This window comes from Streptomyces sp. NPDC059455 (assembly GCF_042750115.1).
Lineage (GTDB): Bacteria > Actinomycetota > Actinomycetes > Streptomycetales > Streptomycetaceae > Streptomyces > Streptomyces endocoffeicus.
In genome coordinates this window covers 1-17,443 of record NZ_JBHYVB010000227.1, presented here as the reverse complement: position 1 = coordinate 17,443, position 17,443 = coordinate 1, and the positions used below count along the sequence as shown (strand labels likewise).

General features: G+C 68.3%; 15 protein-coding genes and 5 pseudogenes. 9 read left to right on the top strand and 11 right to left on the bottom strand.

The genetic code is table 11. The annotated features are described in order from the left end of the window. On the top strand, window positions 1-438 hold a 438-nt coding region (locus tag ACFXB5_RS45650), incomplete at its 5' end, for a transposase (protein WP_385219861.1). Between the two features lie 3 nt (window positions 439-441). Beyond that, window positions 442-1,035: a fumarylacetoacetate hydrolase family protein gene (locus ACFXB5_RS45645; RefSeq protein WP_385219859.1), complete on the top strand. Its 594-nt coding sequence runs from the start codon at window positions 442-444 to the stop codon at window positions 1,033-1,035. Window positions 1,036-1,042: 7 nt separating this feature from the next. Here the strand turns inward: ACFXB5_RS45645 and ACFXB5_RS45640 are convergent. Then, window positions 1,043-1,521 (bottom strand): annotated as a pseudogene (locus ACFXB5_RS45640) (transposase family protein); the annotation flags it as partial. A 177-nt stretch (window positions 1,522-1,698) separates the two neighbouring features. On the opposite strand from ACFXB5_RS45640, the gene ACFXB5_RS45635 reads away from it, so the two are divergent. Together ACFXB5_RS45635 and ACFXB5_RS45630 are read left to right on the top strand one after the other, a co-directional pair. After that, window positions 1,699-2,040, top strand: coding sequence for a transposase domain-containing protein (locus tag ACFXB5_RS45635; RefSeq protein WP_385219858.1), 342 nt, complete (start codon window positions 1,699-1,701; stop codon window positions 2,038-2,040). A gap of 162 nt (window positions 2,041-2,202) precedes the next feature. After that, complete coding sequence (locus ACFXB5_RS45630) at window positions 2,203-2,889, top strand: DUF998 domain-containing protein (RefSeq protein ID WP_385219857.1); 687 nt, start codon at window positions 2,203-2,205, stop codon at window positions 2,887-2,889. A gap of 40 nt (window positions 2,890-2,929) precedes the next feature. Here ACFXB5_RS45630 and ACFXB5_RS45625 read toward each other — a convergent pair whose 3' ends face one another. The 9 genes and pseudogenes from ACFXB5_RS45625 to ACFXB5_RS45585 all read right to left on the bottom strand — a co-directional run bounded on the left by ACFXB5_RS45625 (window position 2,930) and on the right by ACFXB5_RS45585 (window position 13,269). After that, the gene (locus tag ACFXB5_RS45625; RefSeq protein WP_385219855.1) at window positions 2,930-4,525 is read right to left on the bottom strand and encodes an ISL3 family transposase; all 1,596 of its coding nucleotides are present in this window, start codon (window positions 4,523-4,525) and stop codon (window positions 2,930-2,932) included. A gap of 246 nt (window positions 4,526-4,771) precedes the next feature. Then, window positions 4,772-5,029: pseudogene (locus ACFXB5_RS45620) on the bottom strand (CoA-transferase); the annotation flags it as partial. Between the two features lie 4 nt (window positions 5,030-5,033). Then, window positions 5,034-6,233 (bottom strand): fumarylacetoacetase, encoded by a 1,200-nt coding sequence (fahA, locus tag ACFXB5_RS45615; protein ID WP_385219853.1) that lies wholly within the window; start codon window positions 6,231-6,233, stop codon window positions 5,034-5,036. Then, window positions 6,230-7,285: an AraC family transcriptional regulator gene (locus ACFXB5_RS45610; RefSeq protein WP_385219852.1), complete on the bottom strand. Its 1,056-nt coding sequence runs from the start codon at window positions 7,283-7,285 to the stop codon at window positions 6,230-6,232. Before ACFXB5_RS45610 ends, fahA begins: the two co-directional genes overlap by 4 nt. Continuing rightward, on the bottom strand, window positions 7,282-8,625 hold the full coding sequence (locus ACFXB5_RS45605; RefSeq protein WP_385219850.1) for an MFS transporter: 1,344 nt from the start codon (window positions 8,623-8,625) through the stop codon (window positions 7,282-7,284). The genes ACFXB5_RS45610 and ACFXB5_RS45605 overlap by 4 nt, the downstream gene beginning before the upstream one ends. 28 nt (window positions 8,626-8,653) lie before the next feature. Further along, window positions 8,654-9,595 carry an MBL fold metallo-hydrolase gene (locus ACFXB5_RS45600; protein ID WP_385219848.1) on the bottom strand — a complete coding sequence of 314 codons (942 nt, stop codon included), beginning with the start codon at window positions 9,593-9,595 and terminating at the stop codon, window positions 8,654-8,656. Continuing rightward, complete coding sequence (locus tag ACFXB5_RS45595; RefSeq protein WP_385219846.1) at window positions 9,588-10,097, bottom strand: (2Fe-2S)-binding protein; 510 nt, start codon at window positions 10,095-10,097, stop codon at window positions 9,588-9,590. Before ACFXB5_RS45595 ends, ACFXB5_RS45600 begins: the two co-directional genes overlap by 8 nt. A gap of 5 nt (window positions 10,098-10,102) precedes the next feature. After that, complete coding sequence (locus tag ACFXB5_RS45590; RefSeq protein ID WP_385219844.1) at window positions 10,103-10,912, bottom strand: FAD binding domain-containing protein; 810 nt, start codon at window positions 10,910-10,912, stop codon at window positions 10,103-10,105. Further along, a complete protein-coding gene (locus tag ACFXB5_RS45585) occupies window positions 10,909-13,269 on the bottom strand; it encodes a xanthine dehydrogenase family protein molybdopterin-binding subunit (RefSeq protein ID WP_385219843.1) in 2,361 nt (786 codons plus the stop codon). Before ACFXB5_RS45585 ends, ACFXB5_RS45590 begins: the two co-directional genes overlap by 4 nt. Window positions 13,270-13,915: 646 nt before the next feature. Between ACFXB5_RS45585 and ACFXB5_RS45580 the strand changes: the two genes are divergently transcribed. Continuing rightward, window positions 13,916-14,152, top strand: coding sequence for an XdhC family protein (locus ACFXB5_RS45580; protein WP_385219842.1), 237 nt, complete (start codon window positions 13,916-13,918; stop codon window positions 14,150-14,152). 441 nt (window positions 14,153-14,593) lie between these two features. Next, window positions 14,594-14,785, top strand: a pseudogene (locus ACFXB5_RS45575) (hypothetical protein); the annotation flags it as partial. A 338-nt stretch (window positions 14,786-15,123) separates the two neighbouring features. On the opposite strand, the pseudogene ACFXB5_RS45570 reads toward ACFXB5_RS45575, so the two are convergent. Beyond that, window positions 15,124-15,866 (bottom strand): annotated as a pseudogene (locus ACFXB5_RS45570) (IS3 family transposase); the annotation flags it as partial. Between ACFXB5_RS45570 and ACFXB5_RS45565 the strand changes: the two are divergent. The 3 genes and pseudogenes from ACFXB5_RS45565 to ACFXB5_RS45555 all read left to right on the top strand — a co-directional run. Continuing rightward, complete coding sequence (locus ACFXB5_RS45565) at window positions 15,843-16,400, top strand: FAD-dependent oxidoreductase (protein ID WP_385219840.1); 558 nt, start codon at window positions 15,843-15,845, stop codon at window positions 16,398-16,400. The pseudogene ACFXB5_RS45570 and the gene ACFXB5_RS45565 overlap by 24 nt on opposite strands. Window positions 16,401-16,597: 197 nt before the next feature. After that, entirely contained in the window at window positions 16,598-16,906 is a 309-nt protein-coding gene (locus ACFXB5_RS45560) for an aldehyde dehydrogenase family protein (protein WP_385219838.1), read from the top strand. Then, window positions 16,807-17,385: pseudogene (locus ACFXB5_RS45555) on the top strand (aldehyde dehydrogenase family protein); the annotation flags it as partial. The gene ACFXB5_RS45560 and the pseudogene ACFXB5_RS45555, both read left to right, overlap by 100 nt. Window positions 17,386-17,443: the final 58 nt, after the last annotated feature.

Here is a 17,443-nt window from a genome sequence, read left to right as displayed (position 1 = left end):
GACCTCGCCTCACGCCGCCTGGCCGGCTGGGCCATCGCGGACCACATGCGCACCGACCTCGTCATCGACGCCCTGGCCGCCGCCGAACGGACCCGCGGCAGCCTCGCCGGGGCGGTCATGCACACCGACCACGGGGCCCAGTACACCAGCCGGGCCTTCGCCGACGCCTGCCGCCAGGCCGGCGTCCGCCAGTCCATGAGCGCGATCGGCAGCTCGGCGGACAACGCGCTTGCCGAGTCCTTCAACGCGACGTTCAAACGCGTGACGCTTCAGGGCCGCAAGACCTGGTCCGGCGAACGCGAGGCCCGCCTCGACGCGTTCCGCTGGCTCAGCCGCTACAACACCCGACGCCGCCACTCCCGCCTCGGACAACGCAGTCCCATCGCCTACGAGACAGCACTCGACACAACATCAACTACCCTGGCCCAAGCCGCATAGCCCGTGTCCAAGACTGCGGGTCAAGGCCCCTGGCCCTCTTACACCGAACAGCTCGACTTCGAGCTGGAACTCGGCTTCTTCACCTCCGGTGGCGGGGTGGACCTCACTCCGGAGAAGGCAGCGTCCAAGATCGCGGGTGTGACGATCTTCAACGACGTCAGCGCGCGCGACATTCAAATGTTCGAAATGGGCCTGACCCTGGGACCGTCCAAGGGCAAGGACTTCTGCACCGCCATGGGGCCCTGTGTGCTGACCATGGACGAGGTGGACGAATGGTCCATCGAGATGACTGCACGTGTGAACGGCGAAACCTGGGCCACTGGGACCACAGCCAACAGGCAGTTCTCCTTCGCCGAGGTACTCGCCTGGGCTTCCCTCGACGAGCCGGTCCACGCCGGGGAGTTCTTCGCGCTCGGCACCGTCGGCGGCGGCTGCGGCCTGGAACTGGACCGCTGGATCAAACCAGGTGACGTTGTAGAGCTGGAAGCGGCTGGCGTCGGCGTACTCCGCAATCCTGTCGGCGCCCGTAGGGCCGCGCATCGCGGCGCCGGGGTCCCCAGCTTTACCGGCGCGCCTCGGGTCAACTCCTCGCACTGAGCCTATTTCATCCTGAATAGTCACAGGTCAGTAGTACGTGGACGGTGCGGCTGACGCGGCGGGTGAAGGAGCGTGCTCTGCGCATGATGCGCCAGGACTTGAGTCGGGCGAAGGCGGGCACCCTGGTAGGCGCGGTCTACCAGCACGAGGATCTGCCTGGTCAGGCAGGCCTGGACGATGCTGTGGGCGCGGGCCGAGGTCAGGTCGTGCGTGCGGCCTGGTGCCGCGCGGGAGAACCACAGAGGTGCCGTCGGGGCGGGCGATGACCTGCACGTTCATGCCGTGCCTGTTGTGCTTTTGCGAGTAGTAGGGCCGATCGGCGCGGACACGGTCGGTGGGGACCAGTATGCCGTCAACGATGACGTGGTCGCCCTCACCGGGGGCCGGTGAGGGCTTCCTGGATGCCGGGGACCCAGGAGCCAGCACCTCCAGGGCCTCGTCCACGTAGCGCCAGGCGGTGGCCTGCGATACCGCGAACCCGGCCCCGGCCTTGGGCCTTGACCCAAGGCCGGGTAGTTAGCGCGTTTCCGCTGGTGGCAAAGGGTAAAGGCATTGAGTAAGAACGCGGGCAACGAAGTTGCGTTGGTCAGGTAGTCCGCCAAGACTGCTGATCATCGAGGTACTCCGTTGCCCGGACGTCATTGTCCCCTGCCGCCTGGCCTGGTGACCGTCTCACGTGAGTTCACCGTGGCCTCGGGCCGCTTCGCTCCCGGCCATCTGGGCGAGTTGACCCAGGCCATACCCTTTGATCTCGTGGATGCCCTCCTGGACGAAACCCGCTGTGTTCAGCGCCGTTTACGGGATCTGCCTTCTCGGGTGGGGGTCTACTTCCTGCTCGCGATGTGCCTGTTCCCCGAGGTCGGCTACCGGCTGGTCTGGAGCAAGCTGACTATGGCCCTGACGGGCGGCGGGATCGAGGCCGCAGAGCCGACTGCGAAGGCCCTGCGCGACCTGCGTCGTCGCATTGGCATCGAACCGATGCGGCGCTTGTTCGGGGTCCTGTGATGGGGCTCCTTGAAAATGGCTCTGTCCGCAGTTTCGTGAAGCCCTGAGACGTGGCTGGATGTGGGGTCTGCCCTACCTCGTACCCGGGGGCTTGTAGGAGTGCCTGAGGCCAGCCGTGCATGATCCCCTGTTCGCACGTGAACCGTGCGAGAGAAGGTGGATATGAAGTATCGGATCGGATACGCCGCGTGGGTTGCAGGTGTGGTGCAGTTCTTTGTGGCCCACGTGATCGCCGAATCAGCTTGGCCCAGACCATACAGTTGGGCGCGGAACAACATCAGCGACTTAGGTAACGCGCACTGCGCCATGCAGTCGGAACCCGAACCCCGCTATATCTGCTCGCCCGAACACGGCCTGATGAACGCCTCGTTCATCACTTTGGGGACGCTCCTCGCCGTCGGTGTCTTCTTCACCGGCGCTGTGTGGCGCAGAGGCGCGAGCCCGCTCGTGGCCCGGTGGCTGCTGGCCTGCGCCGGCATGGGATTCGTGATCGCCGGGCTAGCGCCTGCGGACGTCCACGAGAACCAGCATGTCCTGGGTGCGCTGCTCATCATGGCCATGGGCAACATCGGTCTTGTGCTGGCGGGCGTCGGCCTGGCGGACGATGTGCCGGGTCCGCTGCGCTGGGCGACCAGCCTGCTAGGGGTAACGGCGCTCATAGCCTTCGGGCTCTTCCTCTCCCACCGCTATCTCGGACTCGGGATGGGCGGCATGGAGCGGGTAGCGGCATTTCCCCTCTTGGTATGGGCATTGGTAACCGGAGTCCGCGGCCTGTTCCACCAGGCGACTCGCATGCGGATGCAGGATGCGCCGCCGAAAAGACATGGCATGCAGGCCTCTCACAGCTGATGCTGCTTCGTGCGGTCGGCTCGTTCGCGGTCAGGTGACGTCATGGCTGAGTGAGGATTCTGGCCCGAAGGAGCACGAAGGAGGCCCGGCCGTACATAGCCCGCTTGAGCGTTTTCACCCGGTTTACATGTCCTTCAACTACCCCGGAACTCCAGGGCAGGGTCAGGCCAGCGGTGACGGCGTCGAGGTCCTGGCGGAGGAAGCCGGCGAAGCTCTTCATGGGCTTCGGTGCGTCCTGCTCGGCCTGCCGGATCCACTCCAGCAGCAGGTATCCGCGCTGGTGGCGGACCATGTCGGCGAATGCCCGAGCAAGATCGCAGGCCCTGGTGATGTCCGGGCAGGCGAGACGGACTTGAAGAAGTCGCTCGTCCTGGCTTTCGGTGAGCGTCTCGCGGGGCCGCACGATCCACGAGGTGATCTTGCGGGGGCTCGGAATGTCGGCCCGGACCGGTTCGGCGGTGCCCGCACGGAGGGCGGCGAGGTGTTTGCGGACGACCTGGCGGCTGCCGCGGTAGCCGCGAGCCTGGATCTCCAGGAACAGTCGGGTGCCGCTGACCTGGCCCCGGGTTTCGGTGAAGCGGGTGTTGAGGTATGCCTTGAACGGCTCCAAGACGCCGTTGGGGCGGCGCTCGCGGGCAGAGGCCAGCAGCTCGTCGAGGTCGGTGTCGCGGAAGCGGCGCACGGTCTTGCGGTCGAGGCTGAGGCTGCGGGCGATGGCGCTGATCGTCCAGCGTTTCTCCAGCAGGCGGTGGATGTCCTCGTAACGGTGGCGGGTGCGTTCGATGATCTGGGTGCGGGGCAGTTCCGCAGGTGGTAACAGCATCGGGGGCGGCTCCGGCGCCTCGGTCACCGTCTCCTCCTCGGCATGTTTGCGCAGGCAGTCGCGGTGCTGATGGCAGGTCTTCTCCACCGCGGCGGACAGGTTCTGCAGCAGGTGCCAGCGGTCGGCGACTTCCAGGGCATGAGGGGCGGCTTCCTTGACTGCCTTGGTGTAGGCGGTGGCCCGGTCCCGGCAGATGATCTCGGCGCCGGGATGCTCGGTGAGCCAGGTTGCGAACGTCTCGGAGGTGCGGTCGGGCAGCACGTCCACGACCCGGCCGGCCTCGACGTCGACCAGAACGGTGCCGTAGGTGCAGCCCTTGCGGAAGGCGAACTCATCCACCCCCAGCACCCGCGGCGCACGGTACGGAACCGCCGGCGCTGCCAGCAGCCTGAGCAGCCGGGTCCGGCCCGCAGCCATCCGCAGGCGGCGGCACAACCGTGCGGCCGGACGGCCGCCGAGTTCGATCGCGATCGACCGCAGCCAGCCTGTCAGGCCGGTACTGGAGCGGCGGTGCCGCTCGGACAGGCCCGGCACCTGCTCGACGAATGTCTTGCGGGAACAGCTCTTCCGGTCACAGAAGTACCGGCGGACCCGCAGCCGGACCATGACCCTTCGAGACGCCAACGGTCTTTCATCCAGGGTACGTTGGTACGTGCTGTGTATGCGTTTCGCCTGTTTCCGGCAGGCCGGGCACCGGCCCGGCCGAGCGGTGGACACCGCCTCCACCACAAGGACGTCGGTGGAGTCACTGACGTGCTCCACTCGCACATCGATCCCGGGAAACAGCACAGCCTCGACCGTCTTGCTCGCCATGCCGGGACATACTCTGCCGAAACGATCCCTCGCTCACTCTGCTGACCTGGGCATTCACGGAACTGCGGACAGAGCCGTTTTGGCTCTGTCGGTCCTGGTGGGCGGCTGACGGGGCGTCGGACACCGGAGCGATCTGAAGTCGTCCCACGGATAACGCACTATTATCTGTGGTATCACTCTGCGCGACCTGCGGGGACGCCTTCCGCGCGCGGCGTGAAGCGACCCTGTTATCTAACGGAGTCCTATGCGGGCAAACTCCTTGTTCTCGCCGACGTAGGAGGCCGTGACCCGGCTGATTCGGCGCGCGGCCAGGAGGATGCCCAGGCCCCCGTCGCCGACGCCGCAGTTGTTGGACACCACCTCCAGGTCTGCGATGCCGCGTGCATGGAGGGCCTCGATGAGGGCACTGGGTATGCCGCACAGTCCGAATCCGCCAACGGCGAGGGACGCGCCGGAGGGGATGTCCACGACCGCTTCGGCGGCCGAGGGGATCACCTTGTCCATGCCCTCATCCCTCCCGCGCGGGGACGATCGGGCCGCGCACCTCGCCCAGCCCGATGCGGCTGCCGTGGACTCCGGGTGCGGTGGCGGTGATGACGACCTCGTCACCGTCCTCCAGGAACGTGCGGGTCGAACCGTCGGGGAGCTGCAGCGGCTCTGTTCCTGCCCAGGTCAGCTCGATCAGCGAGCCGCGCTGGTCGCGCTCGGGACCGCTGACGGTGCCGGAGGCGAAGAAGTCGCCGGTCCGCAGCGAGGCGCCGTTCGCGGTCATGTGGGCCAGCATCTGTGCGGGCGTCCAGTACATGTCTCCGTACGGCGGCTTGGAGATCAGGTGTCCGTTGAGCCGGACCTCGAAGTCGATGTCGAATCCCCAGGGTTCGAGGTTGGCGTCGTCGAGGTAGGGCAGCAGGGTGTGTGTGCGCCCGGGCGGTCTGATTCGCGCCTTGGGCAGGGCCTCCAGGGGGACCACCCACGGGGATACGGACGTGGCGAAGGACTTGCCGAGGAAGGGGCCGAGCGGGACGTACTCCCAGGCTTGGATGTCCCGTGCGGACCAGTCGTTGACCAGGGTGACGCCGAAGATGTGCCGGCCGGCCGTCGTGAGCGGTACCGATCGGCCGAGTGCGGACGGGGTACCGATGACGAAGCCGAGTTCGGCCTCGATGTCCAGCCGGGTCGTCGGGCCCGCGACGACGGTCCCGTCGGGCAGGCGACGCTGGCCGGTGGGCCGTACGACGTCGGTCCCGGACGGGACGAGGGTGCCCGCCCTGCCGTGGTAGCCGATCGGCAGGTGCTTCCAGTTCGGGGTCAGGGGCTCCTGGTCGGGCCGGAGCATGCGGCCGAGGTTCGTGGCGTGGTGCTCGGAAGCGTAGAAGTCGACGTAGTCGCCGATCTCGACGGGCAGGTGCAGGCGCACGTCTGCCAGGCGGTGCACGTGTGGTTCGGCCGTCGGCCGGTGGGCTGGCTCGGTCAGTATGTCTTGCAGTTGGCTGCGTATGGACGCCCAGTGCGCCGGGCCCGCCGCGAGCAGCGGGTTGAGGGTGGGGCCGGTCGACAGCGGATCGTCGAGGACGGCGAGGTCGAGTACCGAGTTGCCGATGCGGACTCCGGTCCGCCGGGTGGTGCCGGTGCCGTTGAGGGAGAACACTCCGTAGGGCAGATTGTGGACGCCGAACGGATCGTCCGGCATCAGGTCGAGCCAGGTCATGTGGTGGGAACCTCAAGGGTCGGGCGGGATGCGCGGACTTCGCGGGGGCTCATGGCGAACTGCTTGCGGAACTGTGCGCCGAAGGTGCTGGCGCTGGGGAATCCGCAGGCTTGCGCGATCTGGCCGATCGGGCGGTTCGTGCGTTCCAGGAGATCGCGTGCCGCCTGGAGGCGCTCACTCCGGATGTGGTCGCGGGTTGTGGTGCCGATTTCCTGGAGCAGCACCTGCACGTACCGGGGCGACAGGCGGAGTTCCGCGGCGACGTGCGCGGTCCCCAGATCTGGGTTGGCCAAGTGTGTCCGGATGTGCCGGAAGATGGCACGCCTGTAGGCTTCGCGGGTGGATTCGTCCGCGCCGCCGCGTTCGCCGACCGCCGCGGAGAGCAGTTCGCGCACGTGGGTGCAGGCGAGGTCGAAGACGCGACTGTCGAGGGTGTCGGATGTGGCGACCTCGCGGAGCATGCTCAGAAAGATGCGCCCGATGCCCTCGTGAATGTCGATCGGCTCGGCGGTGCGCGGAAGTCCGCCGAGGGTGGCCGCGAGCTCGTCCGTTGGGATGGTCAGCATCACCGCGGTGAGCCGGCCCGGCTGGCTGAACCGGTAGCCACGGGACTGGTCGATGATCGTCATCCGGCCCGGTTCGCAGACGACGCTCCGGTCGTTCTGTTCTTTGCGGAAACACCCACGCAGGGGTGCAATGATCTGGTGGAGTTCCCGTTCGGCGCCCTTGGCGCGCCGGGTGATGTCGAGGGGTTCGACGGACTGCCATTGCACGACCTGGTTATGCGCCGAGCGCTGCAGCTTCAGTGAGCCGTGGTAGTTGTCGTGGCTGCTGTAGCGCAGGTCCATGGGGCAGTGCACCGAGCGGACCAGGTCCGACCAGAATCCGGTGCGGCGGTCGGCCGGGAGGGCGGCGGTCGAGTGGCGCTCGCGCTGGAAGCCCGGGCCGTGAGGCTGTCGCACTCGTCTCGCCTCCCTCCGGGGCGCCAATAGTGTCCGTCGCCATGGTATTCGTTTGTCTGGCCTGGACCGATGTCGTCGCGGCGCGGTCATGCGGTGACTTCGTGGGGGGTCGAGCGGGGTGTGGTGACGAGTTCTCCGAAGTCGACGTCTCGTGTCTCCGGTCCCCACGCGCCGCCGATCGCGACCAGGAGACCCCCGAGTACGAGCAGAGGGATGCCGGTGTACTCGATCGGGATGACCAGGCCGAGTACGGCCTGGAAGTAGGCGTAGAACGACGGGATGATTACCGCGAGGCTGTATCCGAGCCCGAACCCAGAGGCTCGCACGCTGGTCCGGAACCGCTCGTTGACGTAGGTGGTCGCAACCCCCCAGCAGGCGAAACCGAGCACCGTGGTGGCCATCGTGAGGATTGTCGTGCCCGCGAACCCGAGCCTTAGTCCTACGGTCAGGCCGTAACACACGGGGGCCGCCAACGCGACAATGAGCCCGGTGCCGATCAGGAAGGGCCGCCGTCCGGTGCGCTGGCTGAGCAGGCCGCCACCGATGATCGTGCCTGTGGTGACGATGTAGGTGAGGACCAGCGCGAGTGTCGCCTCGGTGTAGGTCAGCCCGACCGGGTCGCGCAGCAGGGCGGGGAGCACGGCCGCGGTCGGCTGCACGGACAGCCAGAAGCCGCTCATCAGGACGAAGACCTGGAGGAAGTCCTTTCTGTTGCCGCGGGCGAACAGCTCACGCAGTGGCGACCGGGTGCGGGGCGACGCCTTGGTGAAGGTCTCGGATTCTTCGACCTTGCGCGAGTAGTAGATCGCCAGCGCGCAGGCCAGCAGCCCGCCGACGGCGAATGGGATACGCCATCCCCACTGCACGTAGGGCGAGTCAACGTCTCCGGCCGGGAGCAGGGTCAGCAGTCCCAGGGTGATCAGCGAGATCGAGAAGAACGCGATGGGGTAGGCGGACTGGATCACTGCGCCGTAGAGGCCGCGCTTGTGCTTCGGGCTGTACTCCATGGCCAGCGGGCTTGCCGCAGTGTATTCGCCGCCAAGGAATATCCCGTCGATGAACCGCAGCACCACGAAGCAGATCACTACGGTGATGCCCCACTGCTCGTAGCCGGGCAGAGCGGCCATCAGCAGGGTCGTGGTGCCGAATCCCCACAGCGCGATCATCGTGGCGCGTTTACGGCCAATCCGGTCGGCGAGGTGGCCGAACACCATCGCGCCGACGGGGCGGCCGAGCAATGTGGCAGCGAAGATCGATCCGGTGATCATCGCTTCAGTGCTGGTCGAGAGGCCGGGCGGGACGAAGTAAATCAGGGCCGGGGCCAGGACGACGATCGGCAGATAGATGTCGAACATGTCGACGAAGAAGCCGAGAAATCCTCCGCGGATAGCACGGCGGGCCTGCGGCCGCAGCTGGTCGGTGGCACGCATGAGTATGGTCTCCCGTAGGTCGATGGGGTCAAACACAGCAGGGGATCGGTCCGCCGGACAGGTGCATCGCGTCCGTGAAGGCCGCAGTCCGGTCGAAGACGAAGCCGGCGGCCCCGTGTTCGGCGTAGGCGCGGTGCAGGTTGAGTGCAATCCGTTCGCTGTCGGGCCAGGACCTGTAGGCCGGGTCGAGTTCGGCGGCCATGTCCAGTGGCTGCCGTCCGGTACGGATCCCGCGGTCCGCCAGGTCCTGGACGTGTGCGAAGTAGGCGTCGATGTCGTCAAGGCACCGGGTGATCTGGGCCGCGCCGGTCAGGACCGGCCCGTGACCGGGCACGATGATCTCGGGGGCAAAACTGCGGATCCACATCAGGGAACGGCGCGCGCCCGTCAGGCTGCCGGCCAGCGCGAGCGGGGTGATCCGGTTGAACACCAGGTCACCGGCGAAGAGAATGCGCTCGGTCGGCAGCCACGCGATGAGGTCCCCGGTGGTGTGCGCGGTGTATCCGGGATGGTGCAGCTCGATCACCCGGTCTCCGGTGTGCAGGGTCAGCCCGCCCCGGCAGGTCAGCGTCGGGGGCCGTGCGACCAGGCCGTCGAGCGGGAGGGGCGGGTTCCAGAAGGGAGGCGGCGAGTCGAGGTAGGTCTCGCCGAGCATCGCGCTACGGGTGTCCGGATGTCCGATCACAGTGGTCGACTCGGGGAGCAGGCAGTTGCCCAGGGTGTGATCGGCGTGCGGGTGTGTGTTGACCGCGTTCGTGACGGGCTGCGCGTCGGTCGCCCGGGCCACGGCGGTGAGAAAGGCACTGGTGCGTGCCGCTGTCGTGCACGTGTCGATGACGACGGTGCCGTCTGGGCCGGTGATCACGCCGGCGTTGTTGATGAACCATGAGCCGTCGGGCTGGATCCAGGCGTACACGCCGCGGGCGAGTTCGGGCAGGGTCGCGCTGAACGCGCCGACCGCGTCAGACATGACTGTTCTCCTTCGAATGGGCACGGTTCTTGGCGACCAGCCGGATCGCGCGCAGGATGTTCACGTAGCCGGTGCAGCGGCAGAGGTTCCCGGCGATCGCGGCTTTCGCCTCGCTCTCGGTCGGGGACGGGTTCGTGGCAAGCAGTGCCCGAACCGACAGCACCATTCCCGGGGTGCAGAACCCGCATTGAAGCGCCTGGAGCTCGACGAATGCTTCTTGAACGTCGTCGAGTTCGCCGGGGCGTGCCCTGCGGTCTTCCACCGCGCTCGCCTCGATCGTCCGCACTGAACGTCCATCAGCCTCAGGGGCGAGCACGCAGCAGGACTTGACCGTGCGCCCGTCGAGTTCAACCGTGCACGCTCCGCAGCTGGCCGTCCGGCATCCCACGTGGGTGCCGGTCAGGCCCAGCTGCTCGCGCAGGAGGTCGGCCAGAGCGGAACGGGGATCGACGGTCAGGTCGTGCGTCTGGCCGTTCACGGTCGTGCGGATCGGGGTGGACATCTGGCTCAGCTCCCGTCGATAGCGGTACGGACGGCACGGCGAGCCAGGACACATGCCATCGCGCGCCGGTATTCGGGCGGGTTCATCGGGTCGCCGGTGATCGGCTGTGCCGCAGCAGCAGCGGCGCGGCGGACATCGTCGTCCAAGGCGTCCCGTGACGTGGTGAGGAGAAGCGGCCGGGTGGCGACGCCGCCCACAGCGAGGCATATTGCCGTCCCCTCCACGACAGCCGCGGCGGTGATCGTCGGAGGGGCACCCTGCACCCGGCCGAGCCGTGCGAATCCCGCGGGGCCCGACGGCGGCGGCACCCGTACCGCGGACAGCACCTCGTCAGGGCGGCGCGCGGTACGGTGCGCGCTGAGGAGGAAGTCGGCTACGCCGATGTGGCGTTCGCCGTGCGTACTGGTCAGCACGACCGTCGCGCCCAGCGCGGCCAGAGCGGTCAACTCGTCAGCACCGGGATTGGCGTAGGCCAGGGCACCGCCGACCGTTCCCCGGTTGCGGACCTGGAGATCTCCGATCCCGGCGGCCGCCCGGCTCAGCATCGGGTGGCGTTCCCGCACGACGGTGTCCGCCGCGAGGTCGGTGTGGGTCGTGGTCGCCCCGATGACGAGGTCGTCTCCGTCCGTCGTGACCCCGGCCAGGCCCGCCACGCGGCCCAGGGTGACGAGGTGATTACGTTGTCCGATCCCGCGGTTGAGCAGCGGCATCAGGCTCATGCCGCCGGCTATGAGGGTGACCTCGTCGCCGCGCCGGACAAGCAGTCCGAGGAGTTCACTGAGGGTGGCCGGTGCAGCGTAGGTGATGGTGTTCACGAGACCTGCTTCCGGTGGATCGCGGCCCACACCCGGGCAGGAGCGAACGGTGCCTGGGTGAGCTGAATGTCGTACTCCCGCAACGCGTCCTCGATTGCGGAAGCGAGAGCCGGCGTGGGGGCGCTGATGCCGGACTCGCCGACGCCCTTGCGCCCGTCCACGGTGAACGGTGACGGGGTGCTGCGGTGGCCGAGGAGGAGGTCGACGGACTCGCGCGCGCTGGGCAGCGTGTATTCCCGCAGGGTCTGGGCGAACGGCAGCGCGGTGTCGTCGTAGCTGATCTCCTCGTAGAGACCGGCGCCGACGCCTTGCAACACGGCGCCGTGCAGCTGCGCGTCGGCAAGCAGAGGGTTCACGATGCCGCCGCTGTCATGGACGAGGGCAAACTGATCGACCCGTACGGCCCCGGTCTCCTCGTCAACCTCCACCACGCAGGCCGCCGACGCGAAAGACCAGGTCGGGTACTGGTTGTACCGCCCGTCAACGTCCGGCTGGTGGTACACGTTCGGCATCCGGTAGGAGCGCGTGGCCTCCAGGCCCGGCGGCAGTCCGGTCATGTGCCGGCCGTGCGGGTTGCGGTAGACCTCGGCCGCGACCTCATCCAGGGATACGGTCGTGCCGGTTGGCCCCGTGACGTTTCCGTCCGCAATCCGGACCCGCTCGGCCGTGGTGCAGAGGATGCTCGCGCCGACGGCGGCGAGGCGAGAGCGGAGTTCGCCGGCGGCGAGGCGGGCGGACGCACCACCGAAAGTCATGCTGCGCGAGCTGTAGTTTCCATTGCCGTGAGGGCAGGACGCGGTGTCGCCCTGCTCGACCCTGACCCGTTCCAAGTCGCATCCGAGCGTGTCGGCCACTACCTGCGCGATGCCGGTCTCGTTGCCGGTCCCCGGGGATGTCACTCCCGTCAGGACGGTGACATCGCCTCGGGGACTGATCCGTACCGTCGCCGAGTCCGTGCCGCCGAGCAGGCTGTCCGGGCGGGACGATCCCTCCGGGGTCAGCTCGTGAGCGAATCCGATCCCGAGCAGCCGGCCCTGGGCACGGGCTTCGGCCCGGCGGCGTTCGAAGCCCGCGTAGTCGATCAGCTTCGCGGCCTCGGACAGCGTGCCCGCATAGTCACCGGAGTCCGTGATCCATCCGCACGGCTGCGTGTAGGGGAATGCGGTCGGCGGGAGGAAGTTGCGGAGGCGGACGTCGACACGGTCCTGCCCGGTCGCGCGCGCGACGTGGTCCAGGATCCGTTCCATCACGAAACAGGCCACTTCCTTGCCGTAGCCACGGTATGCCTGCCACGGGCCACGGTTGGTGACGACACCCCGCATCCGGACCCGGACGTCGCCGATGTCATAGGAACCGGGAAGACAGCCAGCCGTGACGATGGACATCGCCCAGCCCGCGACCGTCGTCGGCGCACCGAGATCCGCGAGGAGGTCGACGGCCAGTGCGGTGATCCTCCCGTCCGGGCGGAACGCGACCTCGTAGTCACAGCCCACGTCCCGGGAGTGGCCGGCGGCCGTCAGATATTCGTGCCGTTGCTCGGTCCAGGCCACCGGCACACCAAGCCGCATCGACGCGACGGCCGTGAGCACGTCTTCGCCGAACATCGGCAGCTTTGACCCGAACGCCCCGCCGACCTGCGGCTGTATCACCCGCACCGCCGAGTCCGGCAGGCTGACCACCGCGGCTAGAAGCGTGCGCAGCACGTGCGGCGACTGCGTCGAGGCCCAGCAGGTCAAGGTCTCACGGTAAGGATCCCAGGACGAGACGATCCCACGGGGCTCGATCGGCGACGGGGCCAGCCGGCCGCAGCGCAGAGAACCTCGAAGCACCGAAGCCGCTGCGGCCAGCACGGCGTCCGGGTCACCCTTGACGAAGGGGTAGTCGACCATCACGTTGTCCGGCCAGCCGTCCTCGATCGGCGGGGCCGTCAGCGCCGACTCGGCGTCGGCAAGCGCCGACAGCGGCGCGTACTCGACCTCGACGAGGTCCAGCGCCGCACGGGCCGCGACGAAATCCTCGGCCACGATCGCGACGACCGGTTCGCCGACGTACCGGACGACCCCGACCGCGAGCGGCACGCGGTCGGACTGCCGCACCGTGAAGTTGGCAAAGCTGCCGCCCGGCCGGACGACAATCCCGTCGGCCCGCAGTCCGGCGCCGTCGAGGACGAGTGCGACGTCCGGCCGGGCAGCCGCCGCAGCAATATCGACCCGCACGATCCGGGCGTGCGCATGGGGACTGCGCAGTACCGCCATGACCGTCCGGCCGGCAGGGCGGACATCGTCCACATAAGTGCCTGCACCGGCGGCACACACCCTGTTGTTGCGTCCCGGGACCGGGCGGCCGACATGCGTCATCGCGACGACACCTCCCACGGATTCTTCGACGATGCAGCGAAATCGGTGTGTAACCGATGCGACAGAGGCTAGGAACCTGGCGGCGCCGCCGATACCCGCGAACGCGCACAACAAGTGGTGCGGGAACGCACCAGTCGGCGTCAGCCGACCCACGGCAGTGGAACAGTTGGTAGAGGTAGTCCTGTGCGGGGACGAACACCTCGATGCCGACTACCGCTGTGGGCCGGAACTGGTGCGTCGCAAGGGCCACCAAGCCGCCAGGAAGGCGCCCAGGACAGTCGCAACCCCAAACGTCAGCGTGCAGTCGGAGCGCGACGGTCTTCGGTCACCAGTGACGCCTCGCGCGCACGGACCGAGGGACGGCATGAGTACGTCCCAAGACGGTAGATCATGAGCCGCTGTTACGCGGTGAGCTGGTCACAGCTCACCGGACTACAGGGAACCCAGATCGTCCGACCGCCACCGCCCCGTCCCAGTGGGCGCCGGATCGGACACCGTTGGTCCTGGCCGGTGCAGCAATCCCGTGAGGGCGACGAATTACCAGGAACCGGGCGGTCTCTGGTCACGACATGCCGTCGTTGACCGCGGGCAACCCGCACACGTACTGACGGGCGTACGTGACTGACGCGGCAGAGACGGGAGCGGCGTGCGGCATCTGCTTGACAATCTGGAGCGATGGTATACGGACGGGCGGACCTTCGCCCTCGCCACGGTCATCTCCACGCTGCGCAGCGCGCCCCGCGAGGTCGGCGCGGTCATGGCCATCGGAGCCGGAGGAGAAGTACTCGGCAGCGTGTCCGGCGGCTGTGTCGAGGGCTCGGTCTACGAGGTGGCGCGTAAAGTGATCGCCTCGGGCGGCCGGAGTCGGCCACATTCGGCATGAGCGATGACGATGCCTGGATGGCCGGTCTGACGTGCGGCGGCACCCTCGAGGTCTTCATCGAACCGGTCGACCAGGCCAATTGGCCGGACTTCCTCGCCTTGACCACCGCCCTGCGCTCGGGCACCCCGGTGGCCGTGGCCACCATCGTCGCGGCCCCGGACGCCGACCGACTGGGCGCGCGGGCCGTCATCGGCCCGGACAGCCCCGCCCCTCAAGAACCCCTCGCGGACATCGCCCGGGACATGCTCGGCCGCGGACAGACCGGTCTGGTCACTGCCAGCACCGGCCGGGTCAGGAAGGGCCACCGGATCCCCGCGCTGAGCAGCATGCCGGACTCAGAAGTCGCCTTCGTCCGCTCGTACATCCCACGGCCCGCCCTGCTGATAGCCGACTCCAACGACCACGCCGCAGCAGTAGCGCGGACTGGCGCCCTCGCAGGTTTCACCGCAGTCGATCGAGGTCCGCTTCGGCACGAGCCGGGCCGGGGCCGTCGACGTCGCGCTCTACACCACGGCGTCCGTCGACGCGGTCGTCCCTGCCCATCCCGAAGTCGACTGGGAGCAGCTGCGAGCGGTGGAGAAAGGCCAGCGCTCTCCGCTGGCGTCGCTGCGCCCAGCACCGGCACTTGCCTGAGCATCCTCGCGCCGGAACAGCACTACGAGGGTGCTCCCCCGCCCGCCGCATCCCATCCGTCCAGAAAGGCGGCCCGGAAGATTTCAAGTCCAGTGAGACAGTGGTGACGCTATGAGGTTTGTGGTGCGGGTTCGCGGCGCTTGGCCGGGTCGTTGATCCACGCGGTCTGGGGTATCTCGGGTGGTCGGGGGCGGCGGCCGAAGCGTTCGGGGTGGCGGGCGTATGCCTGGGCGAGGGTGACGGCGCGCTGGTCGCGGACCTCTTCGGCGGTCCCGAAGTGGACGGAGGCGGGGGTGTGCCAGCCGAGGGGCTTCGCCCTTGATCGTGGACACCGGTTGTTATGCGGCGGTGGTCAGCGTAGTTGATCGCTGTTCGTAAGTGATCGGGCTGATCTGGCCGAGGCGGGAGTGCCTTCGTCTGGTGTTGTAGCGAGTCGCCCGTCGGAAGACAGCGAGCCGGGCCTCGCGGGCCCCGTTCCACCGTTTTCTCCCCTGGAGCGTCTCTCTTTTCATGGTCGCGTTCAGCGATTCTGCGGCGGCGTTGTCCGCGCTCGTGCCCACCGCGCCGCGTGATCTGATCACGCCGAGCTCGCCGCAGACCTGGGCGAACTCCTTCGAGACGTATTGCGACCCGTTGTCGCTGTGGAAGATCGCCCCGCGCAGGCCGTCGGAACCCCGGGCCGCGGCCGCGGCCTTGAGCGCGTCGGTGACCAGCTCGGTGCGCATGTGGTCGGCGATCGACCAGCCCGCCAGCCGTCTTGAGGACAGGTCCAACACCGTTGCCAGATAAAGGAATCGGCCATTGCCCACCGGCAGGTAGGTTATGTCGCCCACGTAGCGAGTGTTCGGCGTGGTCGCGGTGAAGTCGCGCTGCAGGAGGTCCGGCACCGGCGTCGCAGAAGGTTCGGGGATGGTGGTGCGGACCTTCTTGCGCAGGTGGAGCCCGACGATGGTGAACCTCCTCATGACGCGTGTCACCCGCTTGTGATTGATCCGCTCGCCGCCGTCCCGGAGCTCGGCGGTGACGCGCGGGGCCCGTAGGTGCCGTCGGATTCCTGGTGGATTTCGGTGATGCGCTCAGCGCCCGGCTGCGCCAGGGCCACGCCGCCAAGCTCCACTTGCCGCTGCGCTCCACCCCGTCCACCAGCGCCGTCCTGTCGGTACCCGGCCGGTTCTGGACCTGGACTGCCGTCGACGAGCACGACACCGTTGCACCGGTCATGAACAGCTTCGCCGGCAGCGAGCACGGCCTCGCCGCCATGGCCGTCGATGCCGGACCGGAGCAGTGGATACGAGCCGCCCGGCACATCCGCAACGACCTCGACTTCAACGAGCAGGAACCGTTGCTCTCCACCTGGTCCGATGACCCGTTCTCTCTCGGCGCGTACGCATCTCACGCGCCAGGCACCACCGTCGAAGACCAGACAGCGCTCGAGGCTGCGGTCGGTGCGGTCAGCTTCGCTGGCGAGTACGCCGAAGCCGAATTCACCGGTCTCATGGAAGGCGCCCTGCGCAGCGGCATCCGCGCCGCCCAAGCCGTCCTCGCCGCTGCCCGAGGAGAGTCCGACCGAACCGGTGCCCGAACCGACGAGGTGCACCAGGCAGGTACCCGCTGATGACCACCACCGCCAGCCGTTCTCAGGCGACCACGCGCCGGAACCCCAGCGCGCTTCCCACTGCTCGTCAACCTCGCGCACGTGCCCGGTCACTGAGCCGACGGGTCTCCGCGTGGCGCCGACGACGTCTTCGGCGTCGACAACCCCGCCGACGGCAGCGCCATGGCGTGGGTGAGTGAAGGAACGCCAGAGGACACTTGCGCCGCCGTCGATGCCGCCCACCGTGCGTTCCCGGGCTGAGCCGCCCCGCGCCTCGCGCCCGCAGTGCGGTGCTGCCCCGGACCCACCGGCTGATGCTCGAGCACGCCGAAGAGCTCGCCCAACTCATCGTCGCCGAGAACGGCAAGGCGCTGCCAGACGCGCGTGCCGAGGTGGCCTACGCCGCAAGTTCTTCCGCTGGTACGCCGAAGAGGGTGTCCGCACCGCCGGCGACTACTGCCCGTCGCCGGCCAGCGGCACCCGCACCATCGTCACCCAGCACCCGGTCGGGGTGGCGGCGCTGGTGACCCCGTGGAATTTCCCGGCAGCGATGGCGACCCGGAAGATCGCCCCCGCCCTGGCCGTCGGGTGCACCATCGTCCTCAAGCCCGCCGCCGAGACACCGCTCACCGCGCTCGCTCTGGCGCGGCTCCTCACCCACGCCGGTGCTCCTGACGGTGTCGTGAACGTCGTCTCCGGCACCGCCGCCGGTGACATTGTGACCGCGTGGCTCGAAGACGACCGGGTCCGCAAGATCTCCTTTACGGGCTCCACCCGCGTCGGACAGGTGCTGCTTCGCCAGGCCGCCGACCGGGTCCTCAACTCTTCCATGGAGCTCGGCGGGAACGCCTCATTCGCCGTCGGCCCCGGCGCCGACGTAGCCAGCGCCGTCGACGGCGCGATGGTCGCGAAGTGCCGCAACGGAGGACAGGCCTGCACCGCCGCTACCGGTAGTTCGTTAAATCCGGTGGCGGTGTGGGTTGACGGCCGGTCGGGTTGGTCGTAGGCCGGTGGTAGGAGTCAACTGCCTTGCTGGGGGCTGAAGACGACCGCTCGCCGTCCGT